The organism is Paenibacillus sp. FSL H7-0735 (assembly GCF_038008505.1).
Lineage (GTDB): Bacteria > Bacillota > Bacilli > Paenibacillales > Paenibacillaceae > Paenibacillus_AQ > Paenibacillus_AQ odorifer.
Map to the genome: position 1 here is coordinate 2,331,008 of NZ_JBBOZH010000001.1, position 24,013 is coordinate 2,355,020.

The 24,013-nt window shown below is 42.0% G+C and carries 24 protein-coding genes and 2 pseudogenes; 20 read left to right on the top strand and 6 right to left on the bottom strand.

The window, feature by feature from the left end; genetic code table 11:
- Positions 1-9: 9 nt before the first annotated feature.
- The 8 genes and pseudogenes from NSS82_RS10355 to NSS82_RS10390 form a co-directional block, all read left to right on the top strand.
- The gene (locus NSS82_RS10355) at positions 10-171 is read left to right on the top strand and encodes a hypothetical protein (protein WP_341109785.1); all 162 of its coding nucleotides are present in this window, start codon (positions 10-12) and stop codon (positions 169-171) included.
- Between the two features lie 214 nt (positions 172-385).
- Entirely contained in the window at positions 386-1,690 is a 1,305-nt protein-coding gene (locus NSS82_RS10360; RefSeq protein ID WP_341109786.1) for a hypothetical protein, read from the top strand.
- Positions 1,691-1,782: 92 nt separating this feature from the next.
- Positions 1,783-3,324 (top strand): prophage endopeptidase tail family protein, encoded by a 1,542-nt coding sequence (locus tag NSS82_RS10365; protein ID WP_341109787.1) that lies wholly within the window; start codon positions 1,783-1,785, stop codon positions 3,322-3,324.
- A 118-nt stretch (positions 3,325-3,442) separates the two neighbouring features.
- A complete protein-coding gene (locus NSS82_RS10370) occupies positions 3,443-3,727 on the top strand; it encodes a hemolysin XhlA family protein (RefSeq protein ID WP_341109788.1) in 285 nt (94 codons plus the stop codon).
- 3 nt (positions 3,728-3,730) lie between these two features.
- Complete coding sequence (locus tag NSS82_RS10375; protein ID WP_341109789.1) at positions 3,731-4,000, top strand: phage holin family protein; 270 nt, start codon at positions 3,731-3,733, stop codon at positions 3,998-4,000.
- Positions 3,997-4,644, top strand: a complete 648-nt coding sequence (locus NSS82_RS10380; protein WP_341109790.1) for a glycoside hydrolase family 73 protein — start codon at positions 3,997-3,999, stop codon at positions 4,642-4,644. Before NSS82_RS10375 ends, NSS82_RS10380 begins: the two co-directional genes overlap by 4 nt.
- 130 nt (positions 4,645-4,774) lie before the next feature.
- Positions 4,775-5,179 carry a hypothetical protein gene (locus NSS82_RS10385; protein ID WP_341109791.1) on the top strand — a complete coding sequence of 135 codons (405 nt, stop codon included), beginning with the start codon at positions 4,775-4,777 and terminating at the stop codon, positions 5,177-5,179.
- 84 nt (positions 5,180-5,263) lie between these two features.
- Positions 5,264-5,656, top strand: a pseudogene (locus tag NSS82_RS10390) (manganese catalase family protein); the annotation flags it as partial.
- 327 nt (positions 5,657-5,983) lie between these two features.
- Here the strand turns inward: NSS82_RS10390 and NSS82_RS10395 are convergent.
- The gene (locus NSS82_RS10395; RefSeq protein ID WP_076124810.1) at positions 5,984-6,319 is read right to left on the bottom strand and encodes a potassium channel family protein; all 336 of its coding nucleotides are present in this window, start codon (positions 6,317-6,319) and stop codon (positions 5,984-5,986) included.
- Between the two features lie 293 nt (positions 6,320-6,612).
- Here NSS82_RS10395 and NSS82_RS10400 point away from each other — a divergent pair, with 293 nt between their 5' ends.
- The 9 genes and pseudogenes from NSS82_RS10400 (at position 6,613) to NSS82_RS10440 (ending at position 15,383) form a co-directional block, all read left to right on the top strand.
- On the top strand, positions 6,613-9,087 hold the full coding sequence (locus NSS82_RS10400; protein ID WP_076271957.1) for a DUF5704 domain-containing protein: 2,475 nt from the start codon (positions 6,613-6,615) through the stop codon (positions 9,085-9,087).
- A gap of 196 nt (positions 9,088-9,283) precedes the next feature.
- Positions 9,284-9,580, top strand: coding sequence for a WXG100 family type VII secretion target (locus NSS82_RS10405; RefSeq protein ID WP_076104587.1), 297 nt, complete (start codon positions 9,284-9,286; stop codon positions 9,578-9,580).
- A 108-nt stretch (positions 9,581-9,688) separates the two neighbouring features.
- Entirely contained in the window at positions 9,689-11,797 is a 2,109-nt protein-coding gene (locus tag NSS82_RS10410; protein WP_256715465.1) for an HNH/ENDO VII family nuclease, read from the top strand.
- A 14-nt stretch (positions 11,798-11,811) separates the two neighbouring features.
- Positions 11,812-12,237 (top strand): SMI1/KNR4 family protein, encoded by a 426-nt coding sequence (locus NSS82_RS10415; RefSeq protein ID WP_076104588.1) that lies wholly within the window; start codon positions 11,812-11,814, stop codon positions 12,235-12,237.
- Between the two features lie 609 nt (positions 12,238-12,846).
- A pseudogene (locus NSS82_RS10420) lies at positions 12,847-13,209 on the top strand (transposase); the annotation flags it as partial.
- A gap of 309 nt (positions 13,210-13,518) precedes the next feature.
- On the top strand, positions 13,519-13,812 hold the full coding sequence (locus tag NSS82_RS10425; RefSeq protein ID WP_076104589.1) for an HNH endonuclease signature motif containing protein: 294 nt from the start codon (positions 13,519-13,521) through the stop codon (positions 13,810-13,812).
- 20 nt (positions 13,813-13,832) lie between these two features.
- Positions 13,833-14,306, top strand: a complete 474-nt coding sequence (locus NSS82_RS10430; RefSeq protein ID WP_076144389.1) for an SMI1/KNR4 family protein — start codon at positions 13,833-13,835, stop codon at positions 14,304-14,306.
- A gap of 298 nt (positions 14,307-14,604) precedes the next feature.
- Positions 14,605-14,943 (top strand): hypothetical protein, encoded by a 339-nt coding sequence (locus NSS82_RS10435; protein WP_038569602.1) that lies wholly within the window; start codon positions 14,605-14,607, stop codon positions 14,941-14,943.
- A gap of 32 nt (positions 14,944-14,975) precedes the next feature.
- Positions 14,976-15,383 carry an HAD family hydrolase gene (locus NSS82_RS10440; protein ID WP_081382534.1) on the top strand — a complete coding sequence of 136 codons (408 nt, stop codon included), beginning with the start codon at positions 14,976-14,978 and terminating at the stop codon, positions 15,381-15,383.
- A gap of 311 nt (positions 15,384-15,694) precedes the next feature.
- On the opposite strand, the gene NSS82_RS10445 is transcribed toward NSS82_RS10440, so the two are convergent.
- The 4 genes from NSS82_RS10445 to NSS82_RS10460 all read right to left on the bottom strand — a co-directional run bounded on the left by NSS82_RS10445 (position 15,695) and on the right by NSS82_RS10460 (position 19,720).
- Positions 15,695-16,894, bottom strand: coding sequence for an MFS transporter (locus NSS82_RS10445; protein WP_076134077.1), 1,200 nt, complete (start codon positions 16,892-16,894; stop codon positions 15,695-15,697).
- 66 nt (positions 16,895-16,960) lie between these two features.
- Positions 16,961-17,578 carry a sugar O-acetyltransferase gene (locus tag NSS82_RS10450; RefSeq protein WP_038569607.1) on the bottom strand — a complete coding sequence of 206 codons (618 nt, stop codon included), beginning with the start codon at positions 17,576-17,578 and terminating at the stop codon, positions 16,961-16,963.
- Positions 17,579-17,616: 38 nt separating this feature from the next.
- Positions 17,617-18,525 (bottom strand): ROK family protein, encoded by a 909-nt coding sequence (locus tag NSS82_RS10455; RefSeq protein ID WP_051491321.1) that lies wholly within the window; start codon positions 18,523-18,525, stop codon positions 17,617-17,619.
- Positions 18,526-19,189: 664 nt separating this feature from the next.
- Entirely contained in the window at positions 19,190-19,720 is a 531-nt protein-coding gene (locus tag NSS82_RS10460; protein WP_052096906.1) for a hypothetical protein, read from the bottom strand.
- Between the two features lie 304 nt (positions 19,721-20,024).
- On the opposite strand from NSS82_RS10460, the gene NSS82_RS10465 reads away from it, so the two are divergent.
- The 3 genes from NSS82_RS10465 (at position 20,025) to NSS82_RS10475 (ending at position 22,871) form a co-directional block, all read left to right on the top strand.
- A complete protein-coding gene (locus tag NSS82_RS10465; RefSeq protein ID WP_178944151.1) occupies positions 20,025-21,239 on the top strand; it encodes an S-layer homology domain-containing protein in 1,215 nt (404 codons plus the stop codon).
- 142 nt (positions 21,240-21,381) lie between these two features.
- Entirely contained in the window at positions 21,382-21,873 is a 492-nt protein-coding gene (locus NSS82_RS10470) for an RNA polymerase sigma factor (protein WP_036684055.1), read from the top strand.
- Positions 21,870-22,871, top strand: coding sequence for an anti sigma factor C-terminal domain-containing protein (locus NSS82_RS10475; protein WP_076271959.1), 1,002 nt, complete (start codon positions 21,870-21,872; stop codon positions 22,869-22,871). The genes NSS82_RS10470 and NSS82_RS10475 overlap by 4 nt, the downstream gene beginning before the upstream one ends.
- A gap of 774 nt (positions 22,872-23,645) precedes the next feature.
- Here the strand turns inward: NSS82_RS10475 and NSS82_RS10480 are convergent.
- Complete coding sequence (locus NSS82_RS10480; RefSeq protein ID WP_036684053.1) at positions 23,646-23,990, bottom strand: winged helix-turn-helix transcriptional regulator; 345 nt, start codon at positions 23,988-23,990, stop codon at positions 23,646-23,648.
- Positions 23,991-24,013 lie beyond the last annotated feature (23 nt).

A 24,013-nucleotide genomic window follows, 5' to 3' on the forward strand; every position in this document is an offset into this window, starting at 1 on the left:
AGATCAGTTATGGCACTGCAAATAAAAATAGAATTAAGTAGCGGGATTCTAATTGAAGATGCGTATTGTAGAATCGGCTCTGTCGTAGGTAATAAAAATAACATCACAATTATGGTGGATACTTTTATGAACCGTGAAAAGTGTAGTGAAGGGAAAAGTATTGTTCAATAGGTAGCGTATGCTTTTTCCCCATCAGTAGCCGATGATTCTCCGAATTTCATCAAACAAGGGTATGAGTATCTTAAAACTCTGCCTGCTTTCGAAGGAGCGGTAGATGTGTTAGAGTAGCTTGACACAAATTATCCCCTGAACTTTGAAAATATCCCCCACAAGTATGAATTTATATTGTATAATTTGTAATATTTGCTGAAAGTGGGGGTTATCAGTGTCAGAGTTTGTTTTGCATAAGAAGAGAGAATCATTGTCGTTAACTATTTTAATATTGTTATTTATTATGCCTTTGGCTCTGTTATTTATGGCAAGTCCGAAGGATTCAGCGGCCTTTGTAATAACTGCATTGACTATTTTTTCAATATTTGTGGTCAAAGATTTCCATCAAAGCAAAAAAGTATTCATTGCCAGTCTGTTTGTCTTAATTTCACATCATGCAATTGCGTTCGTTAATGCGTTTTTCTTCGCGACACCTGGTTCAGAGGCTGATGCGATTGTTTTTCACGACTCTGCGAGGATCATATCAGAGGTAGGCGTAGTTGACCTCAATACAAATGGTTCGAGGTTTTTTGTTAATTTTCTCGCCTTATGTTATAAGACTTTCGGAGAGTCGCATTTGTTGGGCATGGAGTTGTCTGTGGCGGCATTTTTTCTTTCAATGGTTGTCCTACTGAAGATATTAAAATTAGCCGGAGTTACCCACAATAATCACCTAATCATTTTGATGTACGGGTTACTGCCAACGTCATTGATGTTTACCTCGATAACGTTGCGCGAGTCTTGGCAAATTCTTTTTTTTTCACTAGTAGTTTTTTTCTCAATAAAGTTAAAGTTCACAAAAAAGTTTATATGGCTGTTATTTCTCATTCTTTCTATGAGCGGATTGTCCTTATGGCACAACGGATTTGTAGCCATACTTCCTTTTCTCTTGTTCATAACTATCCTTTGGTCCTTTAGGAGCAACAAGAAAAAATCTCTCGTTTTAGATATGTTTATTTTTGTTTTCGCTGTTGGGATTATCATTTTAAGTTTTAATCTATTGGGCGGATCTTCTGCGGGTAGTGCTTTGTCTTCGGGAAATGCTTTGGAGTATGTAGAACAATATCGCTCAAACAGTAATTTAGGCACGGGAGCGTCGTATGTATCTTCTATTAACTTTTCTGGACCAATCGGGACACTACTGAACATTCCAATAATGTTTTTAGGGTACATGTTTGCTCCTTATCCATGGCAGATAAGAGGCGCAATGGACATATATGCCTTCTCGGAATCTATGTTCAGGTTACTTTTATTAATCGCGGCACTAAAAACATGGAAAAACAGCACCGGAAAAGAGAAAGGTGTATACGGGTTTTTACTGGTAGTTTTTTTACTGATAGAGGGTCTTTGGTCTTTGGGAACAAGCAATTGGGGGACTGCTATGAGGCACCATCTTGTAGCTTATGGGATTCTTTTGACGGTCGGGGGCCCAAGATTATGCAGTTCCATTAAATCAAGGTTAGTAAAGATAGTTAAGTGAATAGTAGGACCAAACTGCGCAACAAATGAATAATTAAGAAAGAGCTGCCGGATCTCTCCTGCAGCTCTTTTGCATGTAAAGGAGAGACTGTATTGATTACCATACGCAACCCATCTAACCAGCCGCTGGCCGTCGTGGAGCGGTACCACAACGACATCATTGATGAGACTATCAACGGCGAGTATAAATTTAGCTTCAGCACCCTAATTGATGAAGACGGCAAGAGCGATTACTTGATAGATGGAAATCTGGTCGAGGTAGATGATCAGCTTTTCAATATAGTCCACCATCGCCGCACCAGGGCCGGGGATGGATCTACACTGGTAGCCATTGAGTGCGAACAAGTCAGTTATGATCTGCTTACCTATGAGTGGGCGGACGGATTTGTTCATGCTGGAACGCCGGAGCAGCTACTTAATATGGCATTGGCCGGGACAGGGTTCACCATTGGTGTAGTAGAGCTTAGCGGAATCATTTCCGTGGATCTGGCAGAGGAAAACATTAGCACCCGTGCAATCTTGCTGGAAATTGCGGCACAGTCGGGCGGTGAACTTCGGTTTGATCGGTATAGCATATCCTTGCTACAGCAACGGGGAACACTTCGCGGCGTTTGGTTCCAGCTGGGAAAGAATTTAAAAGGTATTGTTAAAGATATAGACACGCGGTCTGGAGAACGAGTGACGGCATACGAAGTAGATGTGCTTGAACTCAATAGTTTGCCGGAATTTCGTGGGATGGAATACTTTGAGCTTGGTGATACAGTAGGAATTGTTGATCCTGAACTTAGCATCAATGAACAGCAGCGTATCGTTCGTTATTCGTACAGCCCACGCCGCCGAATCAATAGCAAGGTCACTATTTCGAACGCTATCACCGGCATTAAGGACGCGGTTGTTGGCTTACGGAAGACCACCATTGTCAAGGATAAGATATACAACGGGACTCGTATCGGACCAGAGGTCGGTTTCGAATCTATTCGAAGTGATAAGATGGCTAGGACAGTTATGAACGCCACAGAGGGCATAAAAATTCAGAAAGGGAACGGAACAGGCTCTAGTTGGATTGATGTTATTTTCTTAGATACTGATGGCAATGCACTATTTACTGGAAAAATCGAAGCATCGAGCTTTGTTGGTGGAAATATCTATGGATCTAATATTGTCGGCGGCAGCATTAAATCTGATACAGATATTGATATTACACGAGATGCGCGAATTGGTGCTAACCTTTACATGGGAATTGTCGGGGCGCTGGGAGACCGTAAAATCGAATTCGTTGATAGCGACATTTATTCCGCATTCATTTCCTTTACGGAAACAAGCAAAGAAATGATGCTTCGGGGTTCAAACGATGTTCGCATTAGTGCAGGTGAAAGTTTATTCTTCACTGGAGGAAACATTATGTTTATGCCTGCTGGCGGTCAAGCATATGTAGGGGCAGATATTAGCTCTGGCAATCGAATTGTTACTGAATCTGATTTAGAACCTGTATATACAGAATTGGACAATGTGAACAGTCTGGCTTCAGATGCTAGGTACAGTTCTGGTGTAAATCTATCCTACGATCCGGTAACCAAAAACTTGAAAATGTATAATGCATTCGGAACGCAGATAGCAATGGTTAATCTGTCATAGAGACAATATTAACGCAGGAGGTGAACAGGGTGGTTACCAAGAAAAATAGAGATTGAAACACGCCTATGATGGCGTGTTTTTACTTTTCAGGGAGTCAAAATGAGAGGGGGAAGGGAACATGGCAGGAGGGGGAGGCGTAGTGACAGCAGAGGACAAGCTTGTAGAAATTCAGATTCAATTAGCCCGCATGGAAAAGACGCTTGAGGCGGTGCCAACACTTACCACTACTATCGAAGCTACTCGCGATTTAGCGCGGGAAGCCATGCAATCAACTAAATCGGCTCATCACCGTTTGGATCGGATTGAGGACGGCCAGAGATGGCTGTGGCGTACTATTGGGGGATCAATCATTACTGTTGTTATTGCTGCAATCATTGCAGCTATTAAACTCACTGGGGGTTAAATCATGGAATGGAATGCTGTATCGAGCTTTATTGAACCAGAATTGCTAATCGTACTTACTGGGTGCTGGGTGATTGGATACATCTTGAAGCAGACACCACGTGTGCCGGACTGGACGATCATTTACATTGTCACTCTGCTCGCTATTATAGCTGTCTGTATTATCCTTGGGCTTAGTGCGGATAGTGTCCTTCAGGGCATTTTGTGCGGGGCGGTGGCTGTTTATGGTAATCAATTGGTCAAACAGGCCAAGAAGGGAGTAGATGACCAATGACTAAATATAGCAAAGCTGCATTTTTTGCGCTGCTAGCTCCAACCGTCGTAAAGGTGTGGAAAGAGGGAAGCAAAATGCTTCCCAGCGTCCGGCTGGCCCAAAACTGGCTTGAGACCGGTGGAACGGTTAACAGTTGGAACAATCTTGGCGGATACAAGGTAGGTAGCGGAAAGCCTACAGCTTACTGGGATGGATCAAGTGTCAACACAGGCACTTGGGAGGTCTACAACAGTGTACGGGTTAACACGTCGGCAAACTGGCGGAAGTATAGCAACATATACAATTTTTATAAGGACCAGGACTTGTTATTCGCAAAGTCACGTTATAACCGCGTCTGTGCTGCCACAACTCCGGAGACACAGACCGCAGCGTTATTCGCCTGTGGTTATGCAACCGATCCGGCATACGCCAGCAAGCTTATGAGCATTATCAAATCAAATAACTTGACGCAATATGATGCGCAGGATGGGGAGGACAACACTTTGGAACTGGCAAATTATCAATGGGCAATGCTTCAGACGCAAGTTAAGGCGCTGCTGGATTCTGGGGCGATCCAGGACAAGTCTTGGCTGGAGAAAATCGAAAAAAAGACTTTGACAACCTCAGAACTTTCCTGGTTATCGTTTATCGTTGCCAAAAAGTAAAAGACATGATAATATAGTTGAATCAAATCCGGAAGCACCGGTAATTAAAGCCCTTGCCAAGCGCAGGGGCTTTTTTTTTGTTGAATAAAGAACGTATGTTTGCGTATACTGTATTCAGGGGGCGATGATTATGTCCAATCTGGAGAAGAACGGCGGGAACATGCTCAGTGTCGAAGAGAGGACAATGGTGCGGGATCTTATATTGCTGCCATACATAGACACAATGGTCAGCAAGAGTATGAAGGAGATCCAAAACTCCAGTAATGTGCTCAGCAGAGCATACCTATTGGCTGGCCGCTATGTCCAGAAACGAGTTGTTCAAGATGTTTACAGGCTGCGGCAAGAGCTTAAACGTCGAAACGTTAAAGTGATTGAGGATACCCAGGATGATTTCATTACATATAATATCATTCATTTTCGGGGATATCAGGAACGCTTCGGCATGACCCGCGATGTAATGCGTACTGAAATCAGTCTGCGGCTCACTAGTTATACCGCCGATCTGGGCAGTACACTACAGGATAATCTTATATAAAATAAGTCTACTGTATTAACGGGCGAGGCTTATTTTAATGTGATTGTACTTTTTCTCACTGAATTGCCTTATTACTGATAACCTATATGTACGGAAGAATTCGCTCACCTTGAGATGATTGCCACGATGATCTACAAGCTGACAAAGGATGCTTCGGTATGTGAATTAGAGGAAGCGGGATTAGGGCCACATTTTGTAGCGCATGATCATGCCCTGTTCTACACGGATGCTAGCGGTGTTCCATTCACTGCAGCCTATATTCAAGCTAAGGGAGACCCTTTGGCAGACCTTTATGAAGACATTGCGGCTGAGGAAAAAGCCCGGGCTACATACCAGTGGCTGATTGACATGACGGATGACGTGGACCTGCAGGATAGCCTCAAGTTCCTGCGGGAGCGGGAGATAGTGCATGCTCTACGGTTTAAGGAAGCGGTGCAGATTATTATTGATGATCGGAATCAGAAGCGGGTGTTCTAAGGATTTCTGTGAAAATAACATTAAAAGCCGTTCTCTTCTATAAGAGAACGGCTTTTTTACGTTAGAAAATATGGAGCGGCCAACAATCCAGCCATGCATAAAGCCATTTTTCAAGCCTTGTTTGGTCATTTCAATGGTAATGGTGAAAGCAGTAAAGCTCTTGCAGCCATTGGAGATGAGACACGTTAATCCATCAACATTGCTTTGATTGAAGGTGAAAGTGATTGCGAAAAAGAAACAGATATAATCAAATATTTGAAAAAAATAGCCATGTCAGCTTCGGCTAACAAGGCTATTAATAATGTCACGAGTTCTAGGTTCCATTATTTAATTGTTATCTTTATCGGTTTGTTTGATCAGTTCATAAGCGATATACCCGATCATTCCCAAGAACAACCCTGTGCCTGCAATAATGTAAACGATTGTAAATATTTTTCCGAGTGCTGTCTGGGGAACAAATGTTGGATGACCTAATGTACTAAGCGTTGCAACACAGAAATAAATAGCATCCAGGACAGACAAACCTTCCTGTTTGACATAAAAAATGGTTCCGGACAACAGCGTCATCAAAACTAATAAGAATAATGCTTGGAAATTTTTACGTTTGAGCGCTTTCCATAAGCCCGAAAATAAACGTTTTAAAGTTAGTAAAAATGATAACATGCAGCTCCACCCTTCATTTATATTAGAGCATACATAACAAATCGTAGTCAAACTATTGAAACCAAGCAGCCTCTTATGAGGTTGCTTATTTGTTTTGAGAAATAGTTAGAGTCAGCAGCACCTTCCTGGTTCTCTCCCAAGTTAAATTCCTTCTAAGAGCATAAGTTTCCTTCAATTTGATAGAAATATTCTGATTCATAGGATCTATTATGGAATGTTGATTTCAAAGTAAAGCTTCGAATGATCCCAGCTTAGTTCAGCGTAATTTTAAGGTTTATGTAGGTGGAGTCAAAATGGTGGCCAGTTACAAAAAAGTTGGTGGCCCTCCCACCGAGGGAGAAGGCTCAGGCGAATGTAAGTATACTATTGATCCGCCAAACAAGATCGCTGCTCCGCAAACGTCATTTATGGAACCGGATGCGAACGGGGCAATTCTAGGTGATGATACAGCAAATGGACGCCATTTTGATGCACCGGTGGGAATCCCCACCTCTGAGAATTTATTTTCCAATGTGTGGGGAAAGAACTATTTGTTTGAACATACCTTCGCCAATATGGCAGGTCAGATTCGTTATTCCTGCAGTGTTAAAGTTACATATCCGACGAAGTGGGAGGAAGCGCAGCCGAATCTTCCAGGACCAAATGGAACATCGATTCCTCAAGCTCCGCTTCCTAAAACAGGGAAATTTGATAAGACCTATACCTTTGACTTGACTCCAAAAGAATATACTTACTGGCAGGTAGATCAGTTAGCTGTTTATCAAATCGATCGTGCCCAGATGGAGAACTATGCGCTGCCTGGAGGAGAAGTCACTCTATATCCTAATAATTATGGTTCGCCGACGCTTGAGCTTACCAATAGTACAGAAGTAGAAGACCATGTTGTTCCCCAAGATACGGGAGGGATTGAATTCAAGCCAGAAGTGGTAGATGGTGGAGACCACGAACCGGGTCCTGACGATGTTGATGATACAGACGTGCTCACAGACCTTGCGGAAATGCAGACCAAAGATCCTGAGGTGCAGAATGACCGACTAGTATTTAACGGGGAAACGATTATGGATGATACCGTTGCTAACAAGACCGGGCCCACCCCAGGGAGGATTCCTGATCCGCAAATCATCGGAGACGAGGTGCTTTACGAGGGCCAGTTGATGATCAATAGTGGTTTACTCAATCGGCAGAATACAACCAGCACGGGTACCATTTATTATACGATGCTGTCGGAGAACGTAGAGGGAAACGGAGATCAGGAATTTTTGATCTCTCCGATAAACTCCGTCACCGTGCACACACCGGTCGTCAACTACTCGCTTCTTCCTGACGATAACCGCCCATTCGATCAACGTATGACACCGGATATGACTAGGGCAGTGCTGATCTTGGATCGGCCGTTCACCATACATTTTACGGAGAGTGGCCAGCATCTCAATATCCCTGGGTACGGCAACCGGGATTATGCCAAATACACGAAAAACAAGCGGATTCAATTTCCGTTTGGTGTGTTTCAAGGCAGCCAGTATTACCCAGAGAATACCTGGATCTACATCCCTGTTGGAACACAGTCCATGACCTTTACTATGCCAACCTGGGTGAATGAAGGCGACTATACCATTTATACGCAGTCTTGGGCTATAAACGCCCCGTCAGATGGATCGGATCTTTGCGAGGAGAACTTGAACGGTAATTTGACGAATTACTGCGCTTCGGAGAGTTTTAATATTGGGGTCGTCGGTCGACTGTTCGATTTTCGGATTTGGGACATCGGTGATTTTCGGTTTGAGAAGGTGTTTCGAACTGGTGTGGGGACACTTGAGCATAGCAACACGATGTACTATACGGGAGGGAATGATGAGAATGGCATACCGACCGCTTTAAGCGGACAACCACAGTGGCAGCTGCCGATCCGCAAGGGTTCTCATCCTACGGAGCAACGGACGGTACCGCATAACGGCTATTCCTTCTTGTTTGACTTCCGGACCATCGGGAACCTTTGGCAGCCGGGCGAGGGTATCCGGATCGAGCCAAGCTTCTATTTTATTCCGAAAAACGTAGGTACAGCGACACCTGTCGATCTGTACTATGATATCTCCGGTTCGAATAATAAAATGATCGGAGTCGGCTCTTCCAAGGATAAGCTGAGTTATTCTCGGACCTACCGTTTGGCGGATGGCTTGCGAAATATATCGAGTGGTGAATTATCGACGGCAGCAAGCTATGAGTACAATTACATACTGTCCGAGGCGGAGCGGGAGAACACCTCTTGGCTGAAGTTCTATCAGCAATATACAAAGCGCAAAACTAAAATCGCTACAGGCTATAACCTAGAGCTTCTACCTTATAAATCGAGAACCTTAGTAGGGCCGACTGATATCCCTAATGGAGTGAATCCGATAGCGGCGGTTCGGAGCGTTCAACACTGGTACGGAGAATACAACCTGCCGATAGCCCCTTACATCCTGCATAAAGGAACAGACATTGTCACCCTGGCGAATCATTATGGAGGGGCACTAGATGGGCATGAGCAGGAGTTTATCACTGGCGGCTTTATCCTGATAAATTTCGAAATTTATACGGTTAAAAATGGGGATGCCGACACTCGTATTTTAGGCTACAAGGCTCCTATTGCTAACATGTGGGCGATTGAAGGCCAGATGACTGGGAGCACAGATGAAATGGGGCAAACGTTCTCTTTTTCCTCTGGGGATATCATTCTGTTTGAATCAGATTACTCTGTACGAAATGATTATCAGGGTCAGGCAAAATAAACTTTGAAAAAAATAACTTAAATGTTTTATTTATCTTTAAATGGATTTAAATATAAAATTCATATCATTGAAGACCGATAATTATATAAAGGAAACCGGAGCTATAATAATGAACTTGAAAGATCTTTTGGGGTGTTAAAAAGTATTTTTAAAGTTCATTTTTATATAAAAAAATCACTTAAAGGAGAGGTTAATAATGGCAGAAAAAGTTACATTGAGTTACGAAGGATTAGCAGGGCAGGCAAGTACAGTTTTGAAACAAAAACTAGAGTACGATGCATTAATGAAGAAGATTATGACGACTGCAACGAATCTGAATAGTATTTGGGAGGATGCAGCAGCTAGAGACTTTGCTGAAAAGGTAAAAAGTATGCAGAAAACTTTCGATGCATTTGGTAAAGCGCTTGAGGATATTGGAACTCATATGAATAATGTATCTAAGAGTTATTCGCAATTATCTAGAGATATTAAGACTTCTCAAAAAGGTTTCTAGGAATCTTTAATATGATTTAGACAGCAAGAGCTCTAATACATAAGAATTCAATTAGCTATGCAGAGTGCTGCATAGCTAATTTTATTAGAAGCAAGCAGGGGGAATCATATGGCGTCAACGAAGCTTACATTTAACGTAGATGAAGTCGAGCGCCTGCAGACAAAAATCAGACTGGTAAGCCAAGATACCAACCGGCTGTACTTGCAGCTGAGAGGTCAGACCAATAACTGGGGTGGGATTCCGCTGGGTTCAGATTTGATACGAGCTCAGACGCTCATCAACGAACTGACGGTGGAAGCGGAAAAATTGGAAGACATCATTCGAGGCGCGATAAAAGGTGTTCAAGGCGCACAGGATGAGAATAAGCGGCAGGCAAATCAACTTTTTCAGCAGCTCGGTGTTCTTGGGGGTATGTTCGAAAGGTTTGGGGGCGGAAGTGCAATTGGGCAGTCTTCTATTCCGACGACGGCTCAGAAAGCGGTCACGAATCTGATCACCTCAATTGCTACTCTGTTGGGTTGGGATGAGTTGAATAGTGATCCTATGGTGCAGAAGCTCCAGGCAACTGTTAAAAAGTCAGGATTGGGAACGATCGACTCCATAGCCGCGCAAAGTAAACTGAAGGATATCTACCTGGCGCGGGATCAGATCGCGAAGGCGCAGACAGCCTATGAGGTATATCAGGCGTTTGGAAATCAGACTCAAATGGACGCAATGCATGAGCTAGCGGAAGACGCACGCAAGAAGCTGAAATCTTTGGGTATAGACGAGGTCCGGTACCAGGCGGGTAAGGATCTAAGCACTTATTTTAAGAAACCAGCGGTTAAGGCATGTGATTATGATCCGTCGATTACCAGTAGAAGCATACCACTAGTGCAGAATGAAACGTATCAGTTGTTACTACGGACGGCAATGGAAAAAGGGGAGAAGGGAGCCTGGGCAAAAGGGCAACTGGAAGGCGTTCAAACCACCATGGAACAGATGATTGCTACTGGAGTAAGTTTGGGTGTACACGTGATGACAAACCAAGGTGGAAAGGCTTGGGGAGATGTTATAAAATTGACTTCATCAGTCGCCCAACTGGATTCCTATAATCTGTTTAGAAAGAATAAAACGGAGGAACAAGCAAAACCCGAGGATTCTAAAAATGCCTTTTATAAATCAATAGACAGTTTTAAAGAGATTGGAACGGGTTTTGTAGGTACATTAAGAACTCGTGCGGATAAGGCCACAGACTCCCCCTATGACTTTTTCAACTGGTTAACATTAGGCATAACAGGAGATATTCCGGTCGGGATATATGAAGCAGCCAAAGATCGATCAGAGCATATGTTTGATTCAAAGGAGAAGTTTGCGGATTGGTTAACACTGGGAACAGTGGAGATGGCGAAAGGAGCATTTAATCCAGACGAAGCATGGTCAGCGGATCATTGGCTCAATAGTTTGGGAATGGTAACGTTGTTGTATGGTCCGGTAGAAAAATCTTTGCTTCCTACAGGAGGCGGAGGTCTAAAGCCTCCAAAAGGGTTAGATTCTGTAAAAGGTATTGAGGTACAAAAACCGTTGCCGGCATTTAGCACAAATGAAGGTTTTCAATTCAAGATAAATAATCTAGATATAGATACGCCGGCACTTCCACAGACCCCGATGCAAATCAATTTTAAGAATGAAATGGACCGAATTTTAAAAGAGAAGATGGAAGGGAAAAGTGACAGTAATCATTCAATAAAGGATGTAGAAGTGAAGGCGGTTGAGGGGACGGGTGAAGGTAGACTAAAACCCACAAAACTATCTTCTGAAAAAATCCAACTGGATTGGTTACCAGATAAATATACTGCTGTAGAAGTAAAAGGATCTGTTAAAGTGGCAGGAAAAGATGTAGATGTATCAAGAAGAGTGTACCAAATCGAGATTGATAAAAACTATGTGCCGAAAGATCCGGCCGCAGGCGGACTAACTAATAAGGAACTAATGTCGAAAGGGAAATCTCCCTATGCTGTAAAAGACGGTGTGGAGAGTAAAGTTGAACTGCACCATTTGATTCAAAAAGAGCCAGGAGGTATGGTTGAAATTGCTGAATCTACCCACGATAAGTACAGCAGTCAATTACATGGTTTGGTAGAGGATGGAAATAGCTTCAGGAATGATCCATTGCTTGAAAAACAGTATAATAATTTTAGAAGCAATTACTGGAAGATGCGTGCAAATGAAGACTAGAAAAGAGGGATACCATGAATGAGAAAATAATAAAAATGATCGAAGAATATGGTGAAGAAAGGGATTTTTTTGGAGGGGCTTCAGAGGAAGATATTCGTAATGCTGAAGAAATGCTTGGCTTAAAGTTTCCTCAAAGTTACCGAGAATTTCTAAAAGAATATGGCTCAGGAGGAATATGTGGTGTTGAAATCTTAGGCGTTCAGGGAAATCTTGGGGCGTCTGTAGTAAAGGCGACTGAAAGATGGAGAAACATAGGGTTAGATATTGGGCTAATTGTGATTGAAGATTCAGGAGAATTTGTTCGATGTATGTACTCCGCTGATGTTAATGACAATAGAGTATTTAGTTGGATTAGGGGGGGGGGAGAACTTTCAGTCCGTTATGATACCTTTGATGATTATACAATAGATATGTTTCAAGAAGGTATTGATAACTTATAAATATAATGGTCTTGCCAGTCCTCTAGTATATCATTTGGGGGCTACCCAGTGCCGAATGAATTCATCATTTATCCAGTAACACACTTAACCTATGTAAGACCCGTATAGAGATTTAGTCATTTCGTTTGTACGCACAGTAATGCTCGAAAAGTATAACCTAAATAACGCTAAAGCGTTACTTAATACAGGTCGATTATGGTCAGATACTACCATGATTGCCCTGTTTTTTGTTTTGTTCGCTTTCTTGCGGTTTTTTCAAATTTACTCGCAACTGTAGATTACCCTGTAGCGATAGTGAGGGAGAGGAAGACAGAATCGCACCTTTCAAGATGGATAGCACGACAACTATAGTAAGGTGTTATTCAAAGAATAGGACTTTGTCCGCAACTTAACTGACCCTTGTAACGATGTTTAGGGTGTACGAAAGCATTCTGGTGACAACCAGTCAACATATAAAGGTAAGGCAACGTTGTAAGGCTAGCCACCTTGCCCTCTAATATAGTCCGAAATTCGTTAAAAAATTTCGTTTTGGGGGCTGAACATGGAAGGGGTACAAGTTTGAATTGACCGTATTGTAGTAGAGTTTACGGATGTATATTGGGATTTCTAATAGGAGACATTCACCGCTTCTCCAATGCGGATAAACTAGCTCGATTTACCGGAATCGCTCCAATACGCTTTAGATCGGGCGGCAAGGGTAAGGACCAAGCAAGCGGTCAAGGAAATAGGGTACTGAACAGTATCTTCCACAACTTTGCTGTACAACAAATCTAAGTAGCTAAAGGAAAGAACAAGAGACAGCGTAATCCCTTGTTCTACGAGTTCTATCAACGGAAACTAGCAGAAGGTAAGACGAAGAAGCAAACCCTTATATGCGTCATGAGAAGGCTTGTGAACGTCATATACAGCATGATGAAGAACAAAACAGAATACAGGGCGGCGAGTCCTCTAACGGAACTCAAAGCCGGATGATACAATGGTGGTAATTGGTAAACAGTTATCACCTTTCCTTTAGTAGAGTTTAAGATTACTACTTAGGGGACGGGTAAAGGAAAGGGTGGTAGTAGAGCACCTCACCTAAACAACATTGATGAATTTTTATCGGGGAGTAAAACTTTTGATGAAGTTGTTAATGACTATGCTAAGCATTATGTTGAGGTAATAGACACTAAAGGGTGGTCTTGGGAAAAAAGTATTTCTGGAGGAGATAGTTTAACTGGTGGGCAAAAAAAGTTAATAAAAAGTATAGCCGAGGAATTAAATTTCATACCTAAAATAGAAATGAGAAAAGTAGATGGTATGCGTTATGGGTTTGCTGATTTTGAGGGTGCAGGCGTGGTAGTGAATAGTGATGAGCTCCCAAAAGATTTGTGGAAAAAAGGTGATACAGAACAGTTTGACTGGTTAAATGATAATCTTTCAGAAGACATAAGAAAACTGGTTGAGAACGGATCGTATACATGGCACCACACTGAAGTCCCTGGGAAAATGCAATTGGTTCCTTATGGAATTCATAACATTACAACTCACAATGGCGGAAGGTCTACTCGAATGTGGGCAGATGCCGCAAGATAAATAAGAGGGAGGAAATTATTATGAAAATAAAAAAAGAGACTATAGTTTATCCTTTACCGTCTGATCAACTGTTATCGAAAGAAGAAGGTTTTTGGAGAGTAGAATTGCCATTAGAATATAAAGAATTTATAAAAATAAATAATGGAGGTGCGCCAGAAATTCGTTCGTTTATTTGTAATGATCATAACTATTCAATTAGTAGATTTTTATGCATTCTTGAGAATCCAACAGAAAATGAATTTGGAATATTTGATATTGACGCTACTAAATCTCAGCTTGATGAGAGACTAATTGATGATGAAGATTTGTTAGGAGTTGCATTATTACCAATTGCTGTTTTATTTGCTGGTGATTTTCTATGCTTAGATTTTCGTGAATCTAGAAATAATCCTAAAGTTTGTGTGTGGGATCATGAAAATTCTGGCGAATTTGACCCAGTGAGCTATCTTGTTGCAAATAGTTTTGAAGAATTCCTAACAATGCTAACTGAATAAAAAGCATTAAGGGCTAACTAGTACCGAATACACCTATCATCCAACCAATTACACACTTAACTTATGTATTGCCTGAATAGAAATTTAGTCATTTCGTTTGTACGTACAGTAATGATTGAAAAGTTAACGCAATAGCTTTACAAAAAACAGGTCGATTATGGTCAGATACCATCATGACTGACCTGTTTTTTATTCATTCTCCGGTGTTGTAGCTTGCGGTGCCAATCCAATATCCCTATGTTATTATTACCTTATATTTTCCTATAAATAACAATATATAGAGTTTGGAGGTTTATGAATGAGAAGTAAGCGTAGCTTGATAATGCTGTTATTGTTTGCTTTGACGATTATACTTTCAGCCTGTAATGATAAAAAAACTGCAATATTATCCATGGATGAAATACAGGATCTAGCTCATCAAGGCGAGGCGTTGTCGTGGAAGGATTTTGAAGGTTATCCCTTTGAAGATGTCGGTTCAGGCTTGTACATCCGTAAATATGAAATCAATGAAAACTACCATGTGCTGGTGGGTGGCGGAAGTGTTGATGCAGCTCCTCTGTATATAAATCTTGTCAAAAGAAACGGAGAAAAGATCGATATCCGTTATGATGACATCGATCATTTTATCCTCAATTAAATGAGGGGCATTTAGGTCTATGGTTGGCGGGAATGGTGCGGAGAAATGTAGATCCAGAACAACGCGCCAAAAATGTAACTCCATCGGAGCTGGATGAGATTGTGAAGGTAGTTATTTTGAGCAGTCTGAACGGGGAACAACTTATTCATAAGCTGCAAAATCTGCCGATTGTGATCTACCAGCATGGACAAGAAGATATTATGGATATAAGTCCCCAAGGCGTAAACAAATGGACAGGACTAAAAAATTTAGGCATAGAACCGCAGCAATTTATTGCTTTTGGTAACGATGCTAATGATATAGAAATGTTCAGACATTCCGCACACTCGGTTTGTGTTGGCGATCATATAACCTTGGGAGAAGTTGCAACGGAAAAGGTTAGTAGCGGTGAAGAGCAGATTGTTAGAAAAATAATGGAGCTGGCGGGAGGGCTGCGATAATTGTTGGGATGGTGATCACCAGCTCAGAGGTCATTGTTGCGGACTGTATAGTCGCTATTTCAGGATTTAGCTTCATTAGGCGGAGTGTTCGGACTCAGGAGGCGTTATCAAGTCAGAAGACAGCGGTTTTTGCACAAAAACAACTCAATAACGACTCTGGGGTCCGAAAAACCTCGTTTCTGCCTATTTCGAAGCCAATAAGGTCATTTGAGTCCGATGGTGGGAGGTTGGTCGCTATTTGCAACAAAACAACCTGCCATGAAATCAGCAGGTTGTTGCAGGGATGAGCAGAAGTAAGTGCGATAACTATTCTATATAAGTTCTTGGCGGCGATTTAAATAACGATATAAAACACAACCGGATATCGCGCATATAGCTGCACATAAACCGATAAAACCATACCCAGCTTGAAGTCCACGTAGCAAGCCAGTTTGTGATTCTGCTCCGTAAAGCCTCTTTACACCTTCGATTACTGCACCTATGGCATAGTTGCCAATCACGCTACCGACTCCCATTAGTGTAACTGTAAAGGTGATGGCAGTGTCACTGCCATGCGGATACCTTTTTGCGATAAACGCCATGACGGTCGGATAAATCATAGCGATACCTATGCCTGCTGCTGCAAATAGAAACGCGAGCTGTTCCCCACCCAAAATAGCAGCAAACGTACATAAGGCAGAGAAGGCTGAAAAGATGATAAGCGATAGATTGAAACCAATCTTATCTGTAACCGGCCCCAGCAGGAGCCTTGCTAGCGAGAAGCAGAGAAAAAAGGTGGACAACATACCAGAAGCTGTAACTGTATCCCACAAGTATGCTTTTTCTAGGAAATTCACTAGCCATCCACCTACTGCAAGTTCTGACACTACACCGAAAGAAAGAATAAGCACCATCAGCCATAAAGCGGGATCGCGGACCAGCGTTTTTAATGGGATCCGGTCCTCTTGCGGAAGATCGTCACCCGGAAATGTACTGCGCAAGGCAGATAGAATAGGCAGTAAAGATAAGCTTAGCATAATCAAATACATTCCGCGCCAGTCGAGTGGATGGCCAAATATACTTACCGACATGAGTCCTGTTGCCAGCAGTGGAGCTAAGGTTGAACTAAATCCGTAGAAAAAATGGGATAAGTTCATCATCGTCCCGGTATTTTTTACGAAGATGCGTGCTCCCAAAATGGCAAGACCAATCTCCAGCATTCCGTTTCCGATGTACATCAGGAAATAAGAAGCTGAGAAAAAGGGGTAGCTGTGGGAGATATAGATTAACACTCCTGAAAATATCATGGATGCAAAAGCAATGATACTGACAGCCTTGATCCCCCACTTCCGAACCAATACAGCTGTAAAGGAGCAGGCGATCAAATAACCTAATGCATTTAGGGATAAAAGGGTGCCAAGCTGTTTTTCGTCCAGATTAAAGTCGAATTGGATTCGCGGAATGGCGGGTCCTTTAATATTTTCCGATATGCCAAACACTATAAATCCTAAAAAGATGGTCGCCAATTGCATGGCATAAATCTTGTTAAATCCCCCGAAGCGCTTTTTCAAATTAAGATCCTCCCAGAACGGGTTACTTTATTGCTCAATGTCTCTGTAATACTCTTCTTTAAGTTTTTCCCAGTGTTGCTTATCGTCTTCGGTGATTGCTCTTAATACCTTGCATGGGTTACCCACCGCAATTACATTGTCAGGGATATCCTTAGTTACGACTGAACCTGCACCGATGATTACATTGTTGCCGATTTTTACCCCAGGATTAATTACCGCGTTTCCACCAACCCACACATTGTTTCCAATGGTAATCGGTGTACCGAATTCAAGCATACTAATACGCACGTCCGCATCTATGGGGTGACCAGCAGTATATACGCCTACTCTAGGTCCAAAGAGAACATTGTTACCAATCGTTACTTTAGCTACATCAAGGATAATGCAGTCAAAATTAGCGTAGAAGTTATTACCAACGGTAATATTACTGCCGTAATCACAACGGAAGGGAGGTTCAACATATAATGATTCTCCTGTAGACTCAAATAATTGCTTGAGTAGTTCTACTCTATATTCACCTTGTTCTTCCGTCGTATTGTTAAATAAACGAGTGAGCATTCTGGATCTTTTGTTATCCTTTGCTAATTCTTCACCGCCTGCCATATATAGCTTTCCTGCGATCATGTTTTCTTTGTTTGTTGCCATTCGTAGTTCCTCCTGAAGTGTATGTTAGTTTTATGTTTTTAACGGCGCTTCTCAACCAACTGCAATGAGTAGGTTAAGCTTTCCAGTGTGATCGCAATTAATCCGTTCATGTAATGATCATCAGGTTGATCCAGCACAATTAAGTGAGGCATATGCTCCTCTGGAATCACTTCCAGACAACGTTGATAAATCGGCCGCACATTCTCTTGTTTGACTTGTTCTCCTGTGAGAGCTATGGTCTCTGGATTAATAATTGCAATCAGGGACGATATAGTGTGAGCCGCCAAAGGGATGAAGGTATCCGTGTGGTCCAAGCTACTCAATTGCTGTTCACGCGAGATTCCAAACGGTAAAAAAGAGACTTCACCAGCAAATCTAGTATTACCTTTGTGGATATGCCCGTCGATCATCATCCCGGCGCCTGGAAAAGCTCCTTTGATAAAGGTCACCACGACAATGGTTTTATCCTCTTCATAATCCTGCTGTTTATAGAACCCGTAAACGGTCAGATTCATATCATTTTCAATCGTGACTTCAAGCTCGTATTTTTCTCTGAGCAGTGATTCTAAGGGAGCATTAATTAACTCTTTAATGTCACAGATATTAATGACACCTTGGTGAGCAAGGCCGGGAATTCCAATCCCGACTGCCTTGATGTTGTTATATTGTTGGATAAGCGTATCCAGCAGATGGTCGATGGCTGCAGCATCTATGTACTCTAATTCCATCCATCCATGATCCACACGATCACCAACTGAATTGGTCACCGCATAGGTTATGGATTTCTGGCCATCCTCAATTTTGGCATAGATACATGCAATATAGGAAAAATCAGCGTTATAGATAAATCGTCTGGCCGGTCGACCTCCATTTGATGCCTCCAGTTCAGTCTCAATGACTTCACCAGTCTCCAGAAGTTCATTCAGGATATTTCCGCAGGTAGCAATACTTAATCCGGTGGCACTTGCAATCGTGGATTTGGTTCCTTCTTTCATCGATTTCAAGGCCTGCTTGATAAGCTCCTGATTTATCTTTTTAACACGAATAGAATTGTTTGCGATTTGGTTTATTTTATTCACCTCTAGACTTTTGAAAATGGTTATTAAAAGTATTATCAATACTATAACTTGGCTCTATATAATTGTCTAGCAATCGACAGTTTTTTATTGTGGATTTTTTTGAAATGACATGTGGCTTTTAATCAACCTGCGGTGTCTAATTAAATGTAAGGTCAAGAGGAGGTTCTTACAATGTCTGGAGCTCATGACAAATCCACTGTTTATCCGGATGCACAGGGAGACAAGCAAAGCTTTGAAATCACTTATAATCAATATCGCGAAAGAATCCATAAATATCTTTTGTTGAAAGTAAACTCGGGTCAGAGCAAATTCATAATCTTGTTATTCCTACTTTTCAATAATTAAATTCCGAGGGCTGGGATCTTTAAACGATCCGAACTAGAGTTGCATGAACAATTTGTTGTATATTTAAAAAATAGATAGTTAGATTTCTATTCAAGGGAACCCAGAAGCCATCTGGATGACTTCTGGGCCCTGAATATTTCGATGGAATGCCTAATATGATTAGCGGGTTTAAATCAGAATGTTAGCTTTAATTGGCATCCGCTTGTATAACAAAAGCATATCTATATTCTTTTTCTCCCCAGCTTGCCGTTATGCTAAAGCCTCTATAGTCTTTTTTGTTCTCTTCGTAAAACGAACTCAATGAAGAAGCCATATGCTTTTCGATCGTAAAGGAATATTTACCGTCTTTTTTTGTAATTGGAACTTCTAGTGTTTCTCTGGATGAAAATTGATAAGCTCCACTCTTATTTAGTACGCTATCTTCGATCAATACATTATCTGGCTCAGGATCTCCAAAGTCTAGAGTAATGATTTCTCCGTTTTTTAAATATTGAATATTCTTTACTGCATCCTGCTCAAAGGCGAATTCAAATCCACTTGCTTCAGCGTTTGAGGATAAGTCACTCTTCGCGTTAGCTAATTTAGTGTTAGATAATGTTGTACTTTTAATTTCTTGATCTCCTGCGCTTATCTTAAGATCTCCTATATTACTCTCTGCACATCCACTTATACCTATTAAAGAAACTATTAAAAGAATAGACAGCATCATTTTTTTCATCGAACAATAATCCACCTTTTCCGAAGAGTTTCACAAAAAGACCACTTGTAATGAGTGTACACTATGGAAATTAATAGAATCAATGTTATATAATTCACTAAGATACAAGCTGAGAATGCGATCGTTCCCGCTATGAAGTGGGGCGATCTTTTTTTTGTTTTTCTTGTGAAAAAGGAGAGCAGTATATTTACGAATCAGACTTTTTACCCGATAGTTAAGATAAAGGGTTAATCTCGATAAACCTGACAAAGAGAGCAGGAACCCCTTACCGATAAGAACGAAAGGGATTATTAAATTGAAGATAATGAAGCTATTGGTACTAGGTCTTATCTCAGGGACAATTGTAACATGCGGCAACGTGAGTTATAGAGTTCATGCTGACACGACAACGTACGAGAATACAGGGACATATGAAGAAGTGGAAGAGGACGGTGAGGAGGATCCGGCATCTTCACTGTTCACTGACATTCAAGGTCACTGGTCCGAGCCTTGGGTGCGCTGGGCGTTGGGCAACCAATTGATGGTTGGTTATGATGATGGGAGCTTTCGACCGGATCAGTCGATTACGGAAGCAGAATTTTTGAAATTATTTTATCTTTCTTTCGGCTATCCAAAGGCTACTAGCATAGGCGAAGAATGGACAGCAGCACCGTATAGAATGGCTAAGTGGTGGAATCATCCAGTTACTGGACTACAATATCCAGTGGCAAGATCGACTCCAATCACCAGAATGGCCGCCGCAAGGTTAGTTGCATCTGGTCTAGGGATGAATTACAACGACACGGATTCCGTCGTTTATTTGCTGGGTAACTCTCTACTTCCACTTCCCGGGGAGCCAACTTTAGTCGGTTTCAAAGGAAATCTCCCGCTTACAAGAGCAGAGGCTATACAATGGATGAGAATGCTCAAGCTTAAGGGAATATATACTGTAAATTCTCGTCCAGAAGAACGATCGGATCGGAGTCACTTACCGTCATTACCAGAACAGGGTACAGGCTTGAAGGACTTTATAGCGGCTCCGGTTACTGATCGCGATTTCGGAATCACGGATAGTGGACGTAATCTTTTTATTGATTTTGGGAGTTCAAGAATGTTAGTAGAGGAACATTACGGGGATTCAGCAGGTCGAGATGTGTTCAATAATGAAATGTATAAAGAAGTATCTATACATTATGATACCAAAGGTCGGCTGAACGCTTGGAAAATAGACAAAGATAATGAGCGCATTGATCCAATCCACATAGGTACATTGAACAATATTCGACCTGGGGTAAGTACATTGGAAGATGTGCTAAAGGCATATGGTACATACGTTGCAGTGGATAACGAATACGGGATTATAGTGAGTTACTGGTTTGAGAACAAGGGTGGAGTGTATGAGCCCCGATTGTCACCTTTTGAAATGGATAATATGGAGGGTGGGTTCTATATAGGCTTCATTATTGACAAACAATCTCTGAAAGTTCAAACCATACTCATATCTACAGCTCAGCAGGCAATGAATCCTACGGATATATAGGAATTGTACTGGAACCTTATTCATTCTTTAAAATGTGACGGCATGTCTTTCTGAGGCAGCCGTCTTTTCTTTTATAATTTTTTTACCTCATAAGCTAACATTCTGAGAACTTTATCGTTATACATACGAAGGGAGGTGCAGGATGAAGCCCGGGCAGCTACATCAGATACTTCAACCTAAAATGTTAGAAATTCAAAAATACCTGATTCGTCTCGGGGCACCTGCAGCCGACGCTGAAGATATCGTACAGGATACGGTGTATAAGGCTCTTTTGTATATTGATTCCATTGATGAGAACAAATTCAGTGCATGGTTATATAAAGTAGCGATCAACCGCTACTATGATCTGTGCCGCCGCCGCAAGCGGATAGTCATTCCTATTGACTATGTAGATGTGCCGGATATGGAATTGCCAGAGGATCATGTGCTGTTAAAAGAGAAACGAGAAGACATCGAAAGAGTGTTGGATGAGCTTCTACCGCTCCATAAACAACTCATTATTATGAAATATGAGCTGGAGCTGTCCTATCAGGAGATAGCTGAGCTTCTGGGAATTACGACAGATACAGTGAAATCGGCATTGTTTCGTGCCCGCAAGCAATTTCAAAAAAAGTATAGAGGTGAAGCGGAATGACAGCTCCATGGGAACAAAAGGATGATCAGAACCTTTCAAAAGTAATTAAGAAGGCAAAACGAAAAACAATGATTCGAAACACAATCATTTCTCTAGTGGTGACGGTTATAGTACTATTCGGCGGGATGCTGGGTAACGCCCATCTGACAAGCTGGTTGGCGATGCGTGGTTTGGATGAAGAGAGGATCATGATGAAGATTAGCAGTCCTAACCTTCAGGAGTTGAGAACTGAGCTTGATTTAGGGTTTCTATCGGGTAAAGTCGAACTGAGTACTTACAAAGTTGTTGAGGGTGTACCCATCGTATGGGATACAAAAAAACTGTATTTCGATATGGGCAGCCGTTTTTCTCTGCTTAATAGGGGGTACTCTAGTATAAATGTTCCTGACCCGGTAATGACACAGCAAAATTATGAATACTACCGAGGATATAACAGTCAAAATGCTCAGCGGGAAATGATGTTTTATGTGCCTGGAGTGAATTATAACGAAAAAGTGCTGAATGACCTGCCTGCACTCGAACAAATGGAACCTGGTAAGCTCGTAGAAATGGCAGTTTCTTTTGATAAAGGCTACACTCAGGCAGAGGTAGAGAAGATGATGCCGGCGGGTTTGACACAGACATGGTATTGGGTGGATACGTATGACGATAAAAGGAACCTTGAGTTTATTAGGAATGACAGCGGTCCGAATAAATATGCCTTACCGGAATCAGCTAGACAAGTATATGGCTACGGTGGGGAATGGGAAGGGTTATTTAAACCGAAACCAGAGGATTTTTTACAATCCCTAGCCTATGGGCTTCAGATGAAGGGCAAGCATTACGGAGAGTTTGAGCGAATCTCGAATTACTTGAAAAAGGATAAAGCGGCGCCGGATGCCAGTGATGTACAGCTATTGGGAGCTGTTGTTACAGGAACTGCGAAAGAGCTGCAAAGCCTCAAAGGAAAACCCTATGTAAATACGGCAGTTCTCGGCGCGATTGTGGATAAATACTAGATCCGTATAGTGAAAATGCTGGAAGGGTTGTTCTACAGGTGGATTTTTTACGAAAAGAGACGACCTCTCCTTCATTTTCAAAAATGCAAGGGTCAAAAGAGCAGCGATTCATCCTCCTATTGGATCTTCGCTGCTCTGCGTTTTTGATTATCAGCGATCTGCTTCAGTAGTAGATTGAAGGCAAGGCATAGCCTGCTGACCTCAAACGGCAATTTGTGTATGACTTGACGCAGAAATCGCTGGTATCTCCGGTTGTTTTCAGTTAACCAAATACGCATTCCGACTCTATAATTGGGGAATTTTTCCCTATAATTCTTAGATATTTGGTCATCTAACTTATAATTAGGGAAAACCTCCCTGTAATTTACCTGATTTGGTGAAAAAGAAAGGAATCAACCCGATTTTTAGGGAGAAATTCCCTCATTATGCTCTTTTTTAGCGAATATCGGCTATTTTTAGGGAGTTTTTCCCCAATTACACTAAAGCGCACATCACACATCGCACACCGCGGCGCATCACACACAGCACACCGCACACCGCACACCGCACACCGCACACCGCACACCGCACACCGCACACCGCACACCGCACACCGCACACCGCACACCGCACACCGCACACCGCACACCGCACACCGCACATCGCACATATCCCCTGGGTTAAAGTAAGAATCCATCCATTGTATAGCCAATTTATAAAAAAGAAGCTACCCTATAAGTAGAATTCTCTACTTTTTGGACAGCTTCTTTTTTCATCAGTCACAATCTGCTCAAGCTAAGTCCATTTCGCGGACCACAGCTTCATTTCCTTCAAAATTTGATGTAAATCCTCACCTTTGGGAGTAAGCGAATATTCTACCGTAACAGGAACAGTTGGAAATACGTGACGTTCAAGCACACCATGCTCCTCCAGATGGCGCAACGTAGTGGTCAGTGCGCGGGGAGACACATTAGTGATTTTTCGTTGCAGTGCCCCAAAACGCTGCGTGCCGTCGAATAGCTCTCTGAGGACAAGAAAGGCCCATTTTCCACCTAATACTTCAAGTGTTTTTTCAACATTACATTCAATAGTAACAGGGGTTTTGGGGATATAATTATTAGTAGATTTAGCTGTCTTCAAGGTATCTCCTCCTGTTTGTGAAG